Origin of the sequence: Chryseobacterium piscicola, from assembly GCF_900156685.1 — a bacterium.
In the GTDB taxonomy this organism is placed as follows: Bacteria; Bacteroidota; Bacteroidia; order Flavobacteriales; family Weeksellaceae; genus Chryseobacterium; species Chryseobacterium piscicola.
In genome coordinates this window covers 71,430-87,424 of record NZ_FTOJ01000002.1, presented here as the reverse complement: position 1 = coordinate 87,424, position 15,995 = coordinate 71,430, and the positions used below count along the sequence as shown (strand labels likewise).

The 15,995-nt window shown below is 33.6% G+C and carries 14 protein-coding genes; 4 read left to right on the top strand and 10 right to left on the bottom strand.

Features of this window, described 5'->3' with window-relative positions; all coding sequences use genetic code 11:
• Positions 1 to 100: 100 nt before the first annotated feature.
• The 3 genes from BW939_RS04420 to gldB all read right to left on the bottom strand — a co-directional run bounded on the left by BW939_RS04420 (position 101) and on the right by gldB (position 2,788).
• Complete coding sequence (locus BW939_RS04420) at positions 101 to 1,240, bottom strand: cystathionine gamma-synthase (protein WP_076450274.1); 1,140 nt, start codon at positions 1,238 to 1,240, stop codon at positions 101 to 103.
• A gap of 131 nt (positions 1,241 to 1,371) precedes the next feature.
• Complete coding sequence (gene gldC, locus BW939_RS04415) at positions 1,372 to 1,698, bottom strand: gliding motility protein GldC (protein WP_076450272.1); 327 nt, start codon at positions 1,696 to 1,698, stop codon at positions 1,372 to 1,374.
• Positions 1,699 to 1,801: 103 nt separating this feature from the next.
• Complete coding sequence (gene gldB / locus BW939_RS04410) at positions 1,802 to 2,788, bottom strand: gliding motility lipoprotein GldB (RefSeq protein WP_076450813.1); 987 nt, start codon at positions 2,786 to 2,788, stop codon at positions 1,802 to 1,804.
• 43 nt (positions 2,789 to 2,831) lie between these two features.
• Between gldB and BW939_RS04405 the strand changes: the two genes are divergently transcribed.
• The 4 genes from BW939_RS04405 (at position 2,832) to BW939_RS04390 (ending at position 5,171) form a co-directional block, all read left to right on the top strand.
• Positions 2,832 to 3,365, top strand: coding sequence for a GNAT family N-acetyltransferase (locus BW939_RS04405; RefSeq protein ID WP_076450270.1), 534 nt, complete (start codon positions 2,832 to 2,834; stop codon positions 3,363 to 3,365).
• A gap of 9 nt (positions 3,366 to 3,374) precedes the next feature.
• Positions 3,375 to 4,166, top strand: coding sequence for an NAD(+) synthase (gene nadE, locus BW939_RS04400; RefSeq protein WP_076450269.1), 792 nt, complete (start codon positions 3,375 to 3,377; stop codon positions 4,164 to 4,166).
• An 87-nt stretch (positions 4,167 to 4,253) separates the two neighbouring features.
• Positions 4,254 to 4,760: a ribonuclease domain-containing protein gene (locus tag BW939_RS04395; RefSeq protein WP_076450267.1), complete on the top strand. Its 507-nt coding sequence runs from the start codon at positions 4,254 to 4,256 to the stop codon at positions 4,758 to 4,760.
• Positions 4,761 to 4,850: 90 nt separating this feature from the next.
• The gene (locus BW939_RS04390) at positions 4,851 to 5,171 is read left to right on the top strand and encodes a barstar family protein (protein ID WP_076450265.1); all 321 of its coding nucleotides are present in this window, start codon (positions 4,851 to 4,853) and stop codon (positions 5,169 to 5,171) included.
• A gap of 115 nt (positions 5,172 to 5,286) precedes the next feature.
• Here BW939_RS04390 and pafA read toward each other — a convergent pair whose 3' ends face one another.
• From pafA to BW939_RS04355, 7 genes are all read right to left on the bottom strand, one after another.
• The gene (gene pafA, locus BW939_RS04385; RefSeq protein WP_076450264.1) at positions 5,287 to 6,930 is read right to left on the bottom strand and encodes an alkaline phosphatase PafA; all 1,644 of its coding nucleotides are present in this window, start codon (positions 6,928 to 6,930) and stop codon (positions 5,287 to 5,289) included.
• A gap of 492 nt (positions 6,931 to 7,422) precedes the next feature.
• On the bottom strand, positions 7,423 to 7,959 hold the full coding sequence (locus BW939_RS04380; RefSeq protein ID WP_076450262.1) for a hypothetical protein: 537 nt from the start codon (positions 7,957 to 7,959) through the stop codon (positions 7,423 to 7,425).
• An 89-nt stretch (positions 7,960 to 8,048) separates the two neighbouring features.
• Positions 8,049 to 10,244, bottom strand: coding sequence for a hypothetical protein (locus tag BW939_RS04375; RefSeq protein ID WP_076450261.1), 2,196 nt, complete (start codon positions 10,242 to 10,244; stop codon positions 8,049 to 8,051).
• A gap of 843 nt (positions 10,245 to 11,087) precedes the next feature.
• Positions 11,088 to 11,957 carry a helix-turn-helix domain-containing protein gene (locus tag BW939_RS04370; protein WP_076450259.1) on the bottom strand — a complete coding sequence of 290 codons (870 nt, stop codon included), beginning with the start codon at positions 11,955 to 11,957 and terminating at the stop codon, positions 11,088 to 11,090.
• Between the two features lie 114 nt (positions 11,958 to 12,071).
• Positions 12,072 to 12,998: a malate dehydrogenase gene (locus BW939_RS04365; protein WP_076450258.1), complete on the bottom strand. Its 927-nt coding sequence runs from the start codon at positions 12,996 to 12,998 to the stop codon at positions 12,072 to 12,074.
• 210 nt (positions 12,999 to 13,208) lie between these two features.
• Positions 13,209 to 13,760 carry a biliverdin-producing heme oxygenase gene (locus BW939_RS04360; RefSeq protein ID WP_076450256.1) on the bottom strand — a complete coding sequence of 184 codons (552 nt, stop codon included), beginning with the start codon at positions 13,758 to 13,760 and terminating at the stop codon, positions 13,209 to 13,211.
• A gap of 21 nt (positions 13,761 to 13,781) precedes the next feature.
• Positions 13,782 to 15,986, bottom strand: coding sequence for an ATP-binding protein (locus tag BW939_RS04355; RefSeq protein ID WP_076450254.1), 2,205 nt, complete (start codon positions 15,984 to 15,986; stop codon positions 13,782 to 13,784).
• Between the last annotated feature and the right edge of the window lie 9 nt (positions 15,987 to 15,995).

Here is a 15,995-nt window from a genome sequence, read left to right as displayed (position 1 = left end):
AAGCTCATTATAAAACGTCCTAAAAGTACACGTAAGCTTTTAATTATAAATATTTAAACTTAATAATTTCTTTTGTGACTTTTGTGGTAAAAAATCTATGTTAAGAAAATGCTTTCTCCAAATCTGCAATCAGATCTTCTGCATCTTCGATTCCAACGCTAAGACGAACCAAATCGTCTGTAATTCCCAATTCTGCACGTTTTTCTGCAGGAATTGAAGCGTGAGTCATCAATGCAGGATGATTGGCCAAAGATTCTACTCCGCCCAAAGATTCAGCCAATGTGAACACTCTTACTTTCTCTAAAAACTTAATCGCATCTTCTTTTTTACCGGATTTAAAAGTGAAAGAAACCATTCCTCCGAAATCTTTCATCTGAGCTTTCGCCAATTCATATTGAGGGTGAGATTCTAATCCCGGATAGATTACCTGTGCAACTGCCGGATGAGATTCCAGATATTTTGCCACAGCCATTCCGTTTTCAGAATGCCTCTGAACTCTTAATGCTAAGGTTTTAATTCCTCTCAACACCAAATAAGAATCGTGAGGTCCTAAAATTCCACCGCTTGCAAACTGTATGAAATGCAATTTTTCTCCCAATTCAGCATCTTTAGCAATCAAAGCTCCGGCGATTACGTCTGAATGACCACCTAGGTATTTCGTTGCAGAGTGCATTACGATATCTGCTCCCAAATCGATTGGTCTTTGAAGGTAAGGTGTAGCGAAAGTATTATCTACCGCTACTAGGATATCTTTTCCTTTTGTAATTTCTACAACAGCTTTAATATCAACCAATTTCATCAAAGGATTGGTTGGTGTTTCAATCCAGATCAGTTTAGTTTTATCTGTGATTACGTCATTAATTTTAGAAGCATCATCAAAATTCACGAAGGTAAATTTCAACTGATATTTTTCAAAAAGTCTGGTAAACATTCTGTAAGTTCCGCCATATAAATCGTCTACTGCAACCACTTCGTCGCCCGGATTTAATAATTTTAAAACACAATCGATCGCCGCCAAACCAGAACCGAAAGCTAAACCTCTCGCTCCGTTTTCAATGCTTGCCAAAGAGTCTTCCAAAGCTTGTCTTGTAGGGTTTGCCGCTCTAGAATATTCGTATCCGGAATGTACTCCCGGACTTTTTTGTGCGAAAGTTGATGTTAAAAAAACTGGAACATTTACAGAACCTGTAGCAGATTCGTGATGTTGTCCGCCGTGTATTACTTTTGTATTAAAATTCATACTATTTTTGCTTTAGGCTTTAAGGTTTAGGCAATAGGCTTTTATTTTATTGCTATAAAACTTAAATATTATTAAAAAGATAAGCTGCATGCAAAAAGCTTACCGCTTACTGCTTACAGCCAATGGTTTATTTACATTTTTATTGCTGATTTTATAGCAAATTCCTCTGCCATTTGTTCTATCCAAGCTGCAACATCCTCTTCTCCTGTTGCTCTCTGGTATGTACTTCCCATAGAAACGAAAATCTGATGCATAAACATTTTCATCTGGTCAACGGGCATTTCCTTCGTCCAAAGGTCTATCCTCAAGGCTTCTTTCGCTTTTTCGTCCCAAACAGAAATCATAAAAGCTTTGGTGTCTTGTTTATTGACCCCTCCATCTTCTGCGTTCCAAGTGATGTTTTCGGGAATATGATTTTCATCCAACTCTACATCTATTGTAATCTGAGTCTTTCTCATTTTTCTATTGTTCTAGTATTATATTTTTTTGTTAGTTTTTGGTTTTTAGTTTCAGAAAGTATTTTTACCATCAGTATCAACTAATTTGCATCAACTTTATTTATTATTCTTCAAACTTCGGTTTATAAGCTGCTTCATTAAAAATCTCAGTCGCATCTTTTTTAATAAAATCTGTCAATTTCGCATCAGCGTTTTTCTTAAAATAAGCCTTGCTGATTTGCCATCCTGTAAATACACCAATCATTGGCGAAGATTCATTATCTATTTCGGTATAAAATTTTGAAAATGGCCCAGGATTGATAAATCTTTCTGCCAAACGATGGTCATCACCGAAAATCAAATTACTTTCAACAAAATAATTGTAAACATTTGCCTCGTTTGCAACTGCCCAATCATATTGTTCTTTTGTGTAATTGATTTTCAAATAGTCTGGAGTTTCAGGTAAAAAAGCATCTTGAAGTGTCATTACTTTTCCGTTGTACATCATCAAATCAATAAATTTCTGATGATCTGTTGAAAATGGAACGATGTTTTCAGCGAAAATTCTTGATATTTTCGGAACAATATTGTCGGGATTCATTGAGTTTTGAAAATAAAGCTCCAACCCTTTATAGTTAGAATTTTTAAAGCCCATAAACCCTGTGATGTCTACAAAAATAAAATTTGTTTTTTCATCATACAAAATAGGATCTTGAATCATCTGTAATGAAGATGAAAAAAGAAAAACTTTGGGAGTTTTAAACTTAGGAAAATAAAATTTTATGTGAGAAAAAAGATCATTCAAATCTTTCTCCAATTTTGCCTGATTAATCTTTGAAGCTGCTTCTTTATACAATTTAATCTCCTGAGGATCAGTACGTCTTTTGGCAAAATCTTCATCCGAAACACTCCCTTGAAACCAAGGAAATTTCGTCTGAAATTGCTCTAAAGGGATGCTGGCGTCAAAAAATTCTTTTGAAATATCAGTTAAAGAAACTTTTTCGGCAGGCTGCGTGATTTCCACCTTCCACTGCGCTTCATTTTCTTTTTTACATGAATTTAAAGCTAAAACTAAAAGGCATGAAACTGCCGCAATTCTAAAAATCTTCATTATTTTTACATGAAATTTAAGTTTACAAAAATAAGGAAAATTAATGGCAAAAATATTCATTGAAACCGAAAGACTTATCTTAAGAGAAATTATGCCTGAAGACGCGGAGGCTTTTTTTGCAATGGACAGTAATCCTGAAGTTGTAAAATACGTGGGGACAAAACCGCTTACAAACATCAACCAAAGTGTAGAGATGATTGAAAAAATTCTGACGCAGTACGCAGAAAACGGAATCGGAAGATGGGCTGTCATTACAAAAGAAGACGGAAAACTAATCGGCTGGAGCGGATTAAAACGGATTGAAAAAATCAACAATCATCAAAATATTTACGATCTTGGCTACCGTTTCATACCCAAATATTGGGGTAAAGGCTATGCTACAGAAACCTCAATTGCAGTTTTGAATTATGCTTTTAATGAAATGAAACTTGATGAAGTTTTTGCGTACGCCGACGTGGGCAACGATGTATCTAATCATATTTTGAAAAAACTGGGTTTCCAAGAAAAAAACAGATTCATTGATGAAGGCGACGATTGCTTTTGGTATGAACTTAAAAAGGAGAATTATAAACTATAAAAACAGACAATGCAGACACAAAAAGTAACAGATTATATAGTACAATGGCTAAAAGATTATGCCGAAAAATCTGGCGTTAAAGGTTATATTGTGGGAGTTTCTGGTGGTGTAGATTCTGGTGTGGTTTCTACCTTGGCAGCCATGACGGGCTTGAAAACTTTGCTCATAGAAATGCCCATTCGCCAAAAAGAAGACCAAGTGCATCGTGCTTGGGAACACATGAATGATTTAAAATCTAAATTCCCGAATGTTGAAGCGGTGTCTGTGAATCTTACGCCTGCTTTTGAAGAGTTGTATAAAACTTTTGACGTTAACGATGACGAATTTCCAAACGAAAAACTGGCTTTTGCCAATACAAGATCCCGTTTGAGAATGCTTACTTTATACTATTACGGACAAATCAATGGGCTTTTAGTTTGTGGAACCGGAAACAAAGTAGAAGATTTCGGAATTGGTTTCTACACAAAATATGGTGATGGTGGCGTAGACGTCTCTCCTATTGCAGATCTTTATAAAACCGAAGTTTACGAATTAGCAAAAGCCTTAAATTTAGTTAAAAATATACAAGAGGCGATTCCTACAGACGGACTTTGGGATGCAGAAAGAACAGACGAAATGCAGATTGGCGCTACTTATCCTGAATTGGAAAAAATCCAAAAAGAATGGGGAACTAAGACAGAAGCAGACTACAACGGAAGAGATTTGGAAGTATTTAAGATTTTCAGCAGAATGAATAAGGCTGCACAGCATAAAATTAATCCTATTCCGGTGTGTGATATTCCGGAAGAGTGGAGAAATTAATTAATGTAACAATTTATCCGTGTAAAAGTTTATCAATGTATCGTTACATTACTACATTGTTATACTGTTACATTTAAACTATTTTTTATGAATTCTAAAATCCGTTCTTTATTTTTTATATGCACTGGACTTCTTTTCGGGATGGCTTTAATGTATATTTATAATAATTTCATTGCTGAAAATAAAACGTCCATTAAAACTGAGAATGTTTCCAAGACGTCAAATAGCTCAGATAATAAGCGTGGAAATACAATTGAAAACAGCAGTGAAATTTTTTCTATCACTGAGGCAAAAACAGTAATTAATTATATCAAGCAAAACCATCATCTTCCTGATTATTATATTACAAAAAATGAAGCGAAGAAACAAGGATGGAATCCTTCAAAGGGAAATCTTTGTGAAGTTTTGCCCGGAAAAGCCATTGGTGGAGACCATTTCAGTAACCGTGAAAACAAGCTTCCTAAGGGTGAAAAATATTTTGAAGCCGACGTGAATTACAATTGTGGAAGCCGAAATGCTGACCGAATTGTTTTCACCAAAAATGGAGCGGTTTATTTAACTAAAGATCATTATAAAAGTTTTGAGGAGAAGTAAATATCCATGCCAGAAAAAAAAGTTAGAAGATGGCTTTATTTTTTGCAATGACATAAAACCGCTACATTTGCAAATCTTAAAAATAAAAGTATGAACACAATATACATCGACTTCGCAGACCTTGGAGATTATGAAGATTTCTATAATCAATTAAAAGAAAAAGTAAAACTTCCCGAGCATTTCGGGGATAATCTGGATGCCCTCTCTGATGTAATTACAGGAGAATTGGAAATGCCTTTGCACTTAGAATTTGTGAATATGAGTGTTGATCAGCTTGAAATTTTTGAAGACCTTTTAACCACACTTGAAGACGCCGAGGATGAGATGGAAGATTTTTCTTTTGCCTATTATTTGGAGCAATATGATGATGACGATGATGAAACATATTCTGAAGATGAAATTACTGAATAACCATCAAAAAATTTACGATAGATTCTAAAATTCTTTAAGGTTTATTAAAACAAATAGTTCATAAAAAAATCCCCGCAAAACTAGATTTTACGGGGATTTTCATTTTAATAAAAAACTATTTTCCTAAAACTTCCATCAATGGTTGCCCCACATTACCACTTGGATTTTCAATTCTCAGGAACTGAGCGATTGTAGGGGCAATATCAGTCATGAAATGAGGCGCATTGCTTTCTCCATGCGGAACCTTCCAACCCATAAACAATAATGGAATGTGTGCATCGTAAGAATTCCAAACACTGTGTGTGGTTCCTTTTTTAGCATAAGTAGGAAGCATACCGTCGTGAGAAACGATTTGAATATCTCCGCTTCGCTGCCAGTTATATCCGTTGATTATTCTTGTTTTAATTGGCTCAGGAATAGGCGAATTGGCAATATCCTTTAAATCAACAGCATACAAAACACGAGGATCTTTATTTAAATTTTCGATGATGCTTTTTTTAATGGCTATTTCATCTAATTTTTTCTCGTTAATCAACTGATGATTAAGATAGATTTGATAATTATCAATTCCTAAAATTAATTTGCTTGAAGCGTATTTTGTTTCTAACTCTGCACCTAAGTTTTTTTCTAAACCATCATCAAAAAACCCGGTCAGCATTTTATTTTCTTTCATATATCCTTCAGCATGAGCGCCGCCGTGATCCGCAGAAAGAAAGACAAGATATTCTCCCTTCCCTACTTTTTGATCTAGCATTTTGAAGAAATTTGCCAATTCAATATCTAATCTCAAATAAGTATCTTCCACTTCAATTGCATTGGGGCCGTAAGCATGACTTACATAATCTGTGGAAGCAACGTTGATGGCAAGAAAATCTGTAATTTGATCTTCACCAAGCTGGTATCCGTTGATGGCAGCTTCAGCAAATTTTAAAGTATAGGTATTTCCGAAAGGTGTGGTTCTTAAAACTCCTTTATTCACTGCAAAATCAGCAGCAAGATTACGGTATGGGAAGGTTGGGCTTTTCGCAGTTCCCAAGGGTTTTTCCCAAGGCACATCGTCTCTTGTACTTTCTGTATATTCATTGATTGGAAGCAAAGTATCCCATCCATCAGCGACTAGTTTTTCAGCTAATTTCTGATCATTAAATTTATTTACCCAATCTGGCAAACTGCTCATATAATAGGTACTTGTTACAAAGTTTCCTGTATTTTCGTCAAACCAGAAAGCACCCGTAGGATTGTGACCAGCAGGCAAAATAGAAGCTCTATCTTTTAAAGAAACACCCACTACTTTAGATTGGAAATTGCTGGCAATTCTCAATTGATCTGTAATGGTTGTACTCCATAGATTTTTTGGTGAATGACCTCCAATTTTATCATTTGTACCTACACCCTTTACTTCAGTATCTGTGGTACAGTAAACATTTTTACCTGTGGTTTTATCTGTCCAGTCGTTTCCCGCAATCCCATGAATGGAAGGTACAGAACCTGTATAAATTGTGGTATGCCCAATTGCTGTTACCGTTGGTACATAAGGAATCATCACATTATTAAAAGAAAAACCTTTATTCAGTAACCTTTTGAAACCATCATCTCCATATTTATCATAAAATCTATAAAGATAATCCCACCTCATTTGATCTATTACCAAACCAACTACCAATTTCGGTCTTTCTAACTGTGATTTTTTGCTTTTCTGAGCATTTACTGTCGTTATAGAAATGAATGTAAGCGCAGCAATCGTAATTTTCCTTAGCATTGAATAACTTTTTTTGTGATGACAAATTTAAGGGTTTTGAAAGTTTTGGTGTGTGAAATTTTATTTAAATTTAAACGTTTGTACTTTTTAAAATTAACTCTGCAGCAATGGAACTTAAAAATTTCTATTATGCATGATTTCTTCTAGTAATGCTTTTTTGTATTACTATTCTTTTGCTTTGGTGAGAAATAATATTTAAACCTTATTTCGAAGGAAGCGGTGGAAGTAAAATGCAGAAAACGAATTGCATGTTTTAGAAAAAAACAGCGATTCGCGAAGATGGAATTTGCCTTGATACAGACATTTGAAAATTCAGCGATTTCATTAAAATTTTAAAATTTATTGGTAAATACATCAAACTTATCAAAAAGAACAAAACTCTTTGATTACTCGAAAAAGATATTGTGCAAATTTGTTTGTAGAACGTATCAGAATTTAAACAAAAAAAGCTGCCAAAATTAATTCTGACAGCCTTTTTTGTTCTTTAAAAATTTAAGCCTTCCAAAAAGACCAAACTGTTCCATTAAAAACAGCTAATGATTTTGTATTAGTATCATACACCATCATTCCTGGCGATGGATTGATAATGGCTGTTTGTGGATTGGAAACTTTTGGTAAAACCATCGCTTTGTTGCTGTCTTCCAATACCAAAATACCAGGTGTAGATGTAGGTGTGCCGATGCTCACTTTTGCATCAGCAGCTTCTTTTGCTGCGTTTTGTATAGTGATTCCGTTTACACCACTTACAGGATCTGTGGTTTTCCCGGATGTGTCTACAGAGAGGTCTTTCCAGCCGGTGGCAAGTTTTACTTTTAGTTTTAATGTGGCTACATCATAAGCCATTGTTCCGTTCACCGCATTTGTCATTGTTGTTACATTGGTTACCCAAGGCAAAATAACGCCTCTGCTTTCATTATTACCAAACTCCAGAGATACTGAATTGTTTGAAATAGTTGTTTTACCAATTGCTACTTGTGCGCGTGCATAGATTGTGCTCAGTAAAATACTGAACGTTAATAAAATTCTCATTTTTTTTTTTTTTGAAGTGTAAATTTGTGTGCTTAGATTCTTTGTACGTGTAGTTCTGTGTACTATTTATTTTTTATTAAAAGTATATTTTAGTAAAGATCCGGACAGGTTTGATCTTTGAAGCATTTCCAGCCGGTCGGCGTTCCATCTATGTTGATTTGAAGACAATCTGAATTGAGGTTATAAACCATCATTCCTTCAATAAGATCTGCTGTCGGGATATTTGCAATTTGCTGGTTTGTAAGTCTGTTAGGAACAAAACCTTTGCTTTTAGATTCCATTACAGTCCATGCTCCTTTTCTTACCATTGGCCAGTTTCCGTTTGTAGCCCCTGCTCTTTGCAAAGAAGTAATTCCTGAATTTGTGCTTAATCCTAAACCTGATGTTACTGAGTTTTTGTAGCAAGCACATCCGTCAATATTTTTATTTTGCGACACGCCAATTCCTTGTCCGGAATCGCTACCAATATCTGCAGAACCTCCTGAATTTACAATTACCGGAATTCCGTTTGCATCAACAGTTCCTATAATGCTTCCAAGAGAATTTACTTGCGAATAAATTACGTTTTCATCGCCTTCAATAGCATCAAAACATGCATCGTTATCAGAATTCATATCAAGTCTGTTTGGAATTCCATCAAGATCAGTATCAAGATCTCCACAAAATGATTGTTGTACTACAAATGCCCAAATATTTGCAAAAAGCCGATCTCCATTAGAGTTGATATTGCCTCCTGTCGTCACATTACTTCCACCCAGTTTTGTAAGAATATCAACATCTGCTATAATTAAATCATTGTAAAGCCCATCGATATACATAACCGCCCTGTTACTTGAATCTGTAGCAAGAGGTTGCGGCGAACAAACCGAGTTAATAGAATTAAAGTACGCCTGATAAGTTCCTGATTGATTAAATGATGTAATAGTACCAAATGGTCCTCTGAATATTGGCGACGCACTTCCATAAGAAGTTGGCGTATCTGGATTTACGTTTCCTTGTGTAATGGTTGCGCCCCAAGCTTTAGCCTGAATTTGTGTAACGACAACAAAATTCTGAAGTGCATCATCAGACCAATCTTTGATTGCATCAAGCTCCGCATTGGAGAGATAAGAATTCACAGAATTATCTATACCCCCAAGAAAGATTGCATTCAAATTCATATTTGTAATAGAAGCTTTTGTAATTGTACCCGTCATAGGAACCAATGTAATATTTGCTTTTACCGTTCCGTTTGTGCCAAAATTAGCCGTATTTATTAGTTTTTGAGTTCCAGAATCACTCATCCACTGGCCATCAAAAGTATATCCGTTATCGATGTCTGCATCTCTAGAATTGGGGATATAGCCTATTCTTATTGTTTGCCCGATAAGCGCACAACTGTTTTCATTAATATCAAGAATACCATCATTATCATCATCAAGATCACAAATATCTGCAATTCCATCACCGTCTGAATCTAGAGTGTAACTAGACGGGCAGGCTACCGTAATTGTGTTTGCAGGTGTATTAGATACCTTTTCTAATGCTATATTATCTATATAATAATCATTATTTGCGTTTTGTGATAGATTATTCCTTAGAGAAATTTTGATTTGGTTTCCTACACATGCAGAAGACGAAACTGGCATTTTGAAGTAGAGTTCGTAAGCATTTCCCCAATTGCCTCCTGTGTTTGGAGTGTTTACATAGTTGGAGTTCACAGTTCCCAAAACATTACCTGTTACAAGATCTTTTACCTCTAGGCTGATACTCATTGGGCTATTTACCAAATAAGCATAAAATGAAACTTTATAGGTTTGCCCCAATTCTACCGACGCATTTCTTTCATAAAAATTATTAAGTGTAGTACCAGCATTCACCACCATAACGGCACCTGTAGATGTACCAGACATATCTCTCACAATGGTAGTTTGAGGTGTTAATCCTAAAGCATCAAGCCCTGTAGCATTATAGGCAGCAGTCCAAAAATAATATTCGTTTCCGTTGGGTTTTATTTGAGATTTTATATATCCCGGAGCAACCACCGCATATCGATTATTATTAATCATGTAAACATCATAGTTTGTATTGGTAGAGGGATTGTATGGAGCCCCAAAAGAAAAACTTCCAGATGGCATGTACTGTGAAGTTTGCCTTGTAGTGGCAGTTCCGAAATCCTCAAAAAACACAGTTTGTGATTTAAAATTTGCGCTAAACACCAAAGCAACAACTAGATAAAGTAAAAATTTAATTTTAAACATAAGCATAAAAATTCTGTAACCATACTTTTCAGTATAGAAAATCATTAATAAAAGATTAAATTATTTCACAAAAAATAACGTTACAAAATTTCCGATAAGGGAAAAATTATAGTATTTTTTATAAAACTATAGCACAGCATACGAAGTATGTGCACAAATGTAAGAGGATGTTTTTAGGGTGTAAGTGTTTAGAAAGTGCAGATAGTGATTATATAATTATAGAATCACTTCTGGAAGGAATTTTTGAATTAGAGTGTATCATTTTTTTTTGTATCATCTTTTGAAATATTATTAATCAAATATTACAACTTTAAATTTGAAGAAAAAATCATGAATACTATATACATTTTTAAAATAATTATTTAATTATTTTAATTTAGTAATCAAAGATCTCTATAATCAACTAATTTATCTGTTTCATATCTGAATAACAATAATTTTATTACTTAAAATCGTGTGTTTGTTACAATTGCAAATTTAAGACCAATACAAAAAGATAGGTTTGTAAAAAAAGATAAATAAATTGTAATTTTTTTTTGTTTCAATTAGAAACTTTCAAAAAAAGAATTTATTAATAACTAAAAAATAAACAATTATGTCCATTATTTATTCAATATAAATATAAAAAAATAGATAAATTACCAACAATAATAATATTTATTTAAAAGATAACTATTTACATCAATTTTAAAATAATTATTCTCGACATATTAATTTATCATTAAATTTCTCACAATTTTATTGATCAATAAACATTTATATAAATTGAAAAATAGTCATAAGTAGTAAAACATTCAAATATTTTCAAAAACTATACTATTATGAACCGCAAATTACAATTGCAAAAAAAACCAATTAAGGATATGTTAAGAATTTCAATTATTAAATTCAATAGGCATCTATAACAATAGTAGAATTGTTCAAAACCTTTATTTCACTTGGGTTTTTGCCAGTATTCTTTTTTATAAAATGGGTGAAATTTCCTTCATTGGAAAAACCAAGCTGATATGAAATCTCGGATATAGTACAACCACTATATTTCAACATTTTATAACACTCTGCGATTACTTTCTCTATAATAATTTGTTTTGCAGTTTTCCCAGTTACAAATTCGGATATTTCCGTAAGTTTTCGGGCTGTTATATTAAGAGATTTTGCGTAGTGGGAAACAATTTTATGTTCTTTAAAATCTTTTTGCAAAAGCACACGGAATCTATTTATACAAGAAACATAATCAAGATTGCCTGTAATCTCTATTTGCTGATCATCCGCAAACAACAATGCATCCAAAATCAAAGCTTTTACGGTGTGATGGGCTGCCGAAATATAAAGTGTCTCACTTTTATCTAAAAATCTTGCTAGTCTATGAATAATAAATTCTCTAATAATGTCTTTCTCGGAAGTCATGGGAACTACAAAAACATCAGATTCGTAGTTGAAAAAAAGTGTAGAATTTAGAAATAGAGAATCTATAGAACTTTGTTCGTAAAAAGCTGCTGAAAATGCTATATTATAAATTTCTTTGCCTTCCACATTCTTCAGACAAACCTCCTTATGTGGCCCTGCAAACAATATACTGCCGTCTTTTACAGCTAATACTCTTCCTTGAATACTGATTTCAAAATCATCCATTGCAACCAGAATACAGAAATATTCTTGGGTATTAATCTCTAAACTGCCATTATTTCGCTCAATAATTCGTTTTATACTATTAATGCTAAAACCTGTTTTCTTAAGCTGATCTGTGACGTCGTACATAGAAAAAAATACAATTACTTATTCTTCATAAATATACCAATTATTTCTCGAATAAAGCAAAAAAAATCTGCACACCCTTTGGATGTGCAGAATATGTGTAATTTATAATTATTATTAGAATTTCAAATCACCATTTACTTCTCTTACTGCTTTTGCAGCTTCAGCAAATTTAGCTTTTTCCTCTTCAGTTAAAGAAATATTAACGATGCTTTCTACACCATTTTTCCCGATAATTGCCGGCACACCTAAGCAGATATCGCTTTCTCCATACTCTCCATCTAGCATCAATGAACAAGGGATCATTTTCTTTTGATCACAAGCAATTGCCTGAACCATTACAGAAACTGCAGCACCCGGAGCATACCAAGCTGAAGTCCCCAATAATTTGGTTAAAGTAGCACCTCCTACTTTAGTTTCTTCAATTACATATTTTTGTTTAGCATCATCAAGAAACTCAGTTACCGGAACTCCGTTTCTAGTGGCTTTGCTCAATAAAGGAAGCATGCCTGTATCACTGTGAGCGGCAATTACCATTCCGTCTACATCAGAGATTGGAGCTTCTAAAGCTTCAGCCAATCTGTATTTGAATCTTGCAGAATCTAAAGCACCACCCATACCGATGATTTTATGCTTAGGAAGACCAGAAGTTTTATGTACCAAATAAGCCATGGTATCCATTGGGTTAGAAACCACGATGATGATTACTTCTGGAGAATTTTTCACTAAGTTTTCAGTAACTTCTTTTACAATTCCTGCATTGATACCGATTAACTCTTCTCTTGTCATTCCTGGCTTTCTTGGAATCCCGGAAGTGATTACTGCTACATGAGATCCTGCTGTTTTGCTGTAATCTCCTGTGGTACCTGTGATTTTTGTATCAAATCCGTTCAAAGATGCAGTCTGCATCAAGTCCATTGCTTTTCCTTCAGCAAAACCTTCTTTGATATCTACTAAAACTACTTCTGAACAGAAATCTTTCATTGCGATGTATTCTGCACAACTTGCTCCTACAGCACCTGCACCTACTACGGTTACTTTCATAATATATTTATTTATTGTTTTTAATGGTATTATGGAACTTTATAGTTTCATAATATATTTATTTATTGTTTTTAATGGTATCATGGAACTTTATAGTTTCATAATATATTTATTTATTGTTTTTAATAAGTTTAATTTTTGCTTCCCAAATGTACAAATTCCCGAAAAATTGAGCAATCTTTCGGGAATTTTAATTAAAATTTAAAAAAATTAATTCATCTTTAATAGTAGTGTGTACAACTTTTTGGCTCCAGTAAGTACTTCATTGTAGTTTTCTTGCTTTACTTCAGAATCTAAAAATTCTTTAAAATTCTTCCACATCATACCGGTATTTTCTAGGTAACATCCAAAAAAATTGAACGTTACATCTTCAAAACCTTCAGTTTTGGAAAGTTGTTTTGCAATTACATTACCACCTAAGGTAGAGCCTTCAATTACGTAAAGCATCCCTAGAGCTTCGTATTGATTTGATATTTCTACTTTATGTAAAGCCTGCTCAGCTTCTAGACCAAGACTTAATAAATCTTTCTCAATAAAAGAAATTTTCTTGCGTTGCTCAAGCTGAAGTTGCTTAGAAAAATTAACCGAAAGACTTTCAAATATTTGTTTTTCAGAATTAAGCAACATTAAATAATTATTTCTAATGATTTTTTTGTAATCATCAAAATTGAACGTTTTATTGAAAATTTTATCTGAATTAAATAATTTCTCAGCAGCATCATGAAGATTTGCCGTATGTTGTTTAAGGTATTCTGAAACCATTTTTAAAATTTGCTGAAAGATTTATATTTCGGCAAATTTAGGCTTTTGAAACGTTAATATAAAACATGTACCTTCATTATTACTTTCATAATCTACATTTCCGCCCAATCTATTCATAATTCTGTGAACGATAGACAGGCCTACACCATTTCCTTTAAACTTCCGAGCATTATCCATCCTATTGAAAATCTTAAACATTTTATGCTTTTCTTTTTCCGGAATCCCAATACCGTTATCTTTTATTCTATAAATAATAGTATCTCCATCTTCCGAGCCTTCTATTTCAATTACAGGCTCTTCTTTGTCTGAAGAATATTTAACTGCATTGTTGATAATATTCAAAAACACTTGATGAAGCATAGTACGATCTGCCATCACTTCTGGGCATTGTTTAATGATTATTTTACTTCTTGGTGAGCCATAAGTAATTTTAGCATTCTCGGTGATTTTTTCTATTGTACCTTCTGTATCTATTTTTTCCAGAAGAATGTCTGAATGTTTTGCACGACTGAGTTGTAAAACATTGTGCATCATCTCTGCCATACTGTCTATTTCAGTGATGATGGATTGTATTTTTTTTCTATCTTTTTCTTCTCCATTCACAAAACTTTTCAGGAGCATTTGCGCATTGAGTTTCATTACCGTAAGTGGCGTGCCTAGATCATGCGAAATAGTATAAGAAAAACTATCTAGCTCTTCGTTCACTTTCTTAAGCTGATCGTTCAGTTTTTTTATTGTAACATATTGTTTATGAGATGTCTCTAAAATCAAATCTCGTATCGATTTTACAGCTATTTCACTTCTAGAACTCCATCTCTTGGATTCTCCTACAATGTTTTCGGTAAATATCTGAAAAGAAGAGCGTGGAGACACTATTTTACAATCTATTCCGTTTTGAGAAAATACATCAATTGTTTTTTCGGGATTCCCTGCCCAATTAATATGCTCATCAAACTCTTTTCTGAACCAAATAAGAATTTCGTTTTTACTTCTTTCTACAAAATAAATAATTACTCCCGCAGATCTAAAATCTAAACCAAGCTCTACCTTATAATCTTTAAGAAAACTATTGCTGATGAAGATGTTTTCGTCCGTATTATCATAAGCCCAATCTATTATTTTCTGTATTGTCTCATAAGGTGGAACAATTCCTTCCGTTACTTTATCTGCATCAGAAACAATAGCAAAACCGTCTGCTTTTGGCAGATTTTTAAGTTCTATTTTATTAGAAGCTAAGCTTTCAAAAAGTGTATTGTATTTTAAAAACTCAGACTTCAAAACAGATAATTTACCTGCTAAATCAAGACGGTATTCAAGATCTTTTTTTGATCTGAAAGATGAGTAAGCATTAGATGCCAAGACGGTAAAAATACCTGCTTGCACTCTATCTTCTAAGTCGATATGTCTTTGATTTTTATTTTGGCAAGTCACCAGTCCCCAAAGTTTATCATCAATAATAATAGAAATACTGAAACTAGATGCTGCTCCCGAATTTTTCACATATTGACCATGAATAGGCGACATTGCTCTTGCACTTACATACACAAGATCAATAGCATCAATTTTACTTACAATAGGTACAGGTTCAGAATATACATCGCTGAAGATTCTTTTTCGTTTTTTAAGATACAGCTCTCTCGCCTGCTTAGGAATGTCGTGTTCCGGGTAATGTAGCCCCATGTAACTCTCTAAAACCCCGTTGTTGATTTCTGAAATCACTTTTCCCGAACCGTCATCCATAAATTTATACACCATCATTCTATCATAATTGATGATATTTGAAACTGTATTCAGTAACTGATCCCAAATGCCTTGGTCGTTATCTATGACATAAAAATTGTCATATTTATTACTGATTTTTTTATAAGGATTTTCTATTGCTTGTTCAAATTCAAGAAAAACATTTTGTCCGTTTCTAAAAAGTGAAAAATGGTATTTTTTTTGATTGATAACAATTTTATCAAAGTAAGTTTCGTTCTCACGTTTGGTATAATCGCCGAGAGAATTGAAAATCTGGGATTTTGATAAAACCTCATGAATTTGAGGAAAATCTGATAATTTTCTTCCAACCAGCTGCTCAGTTGAGTCTAAGGAAAAGATATCGACGATATTTGCACTGCAAAAGTTTACTGTTTCGGTAACTGTGCAAACGCCAATAAGGTAACCAAAACTCTGTATATGCCCTGGAATATGTATGGGCTCGTCATGACATTCTACAAAATTCATATCTGTAAT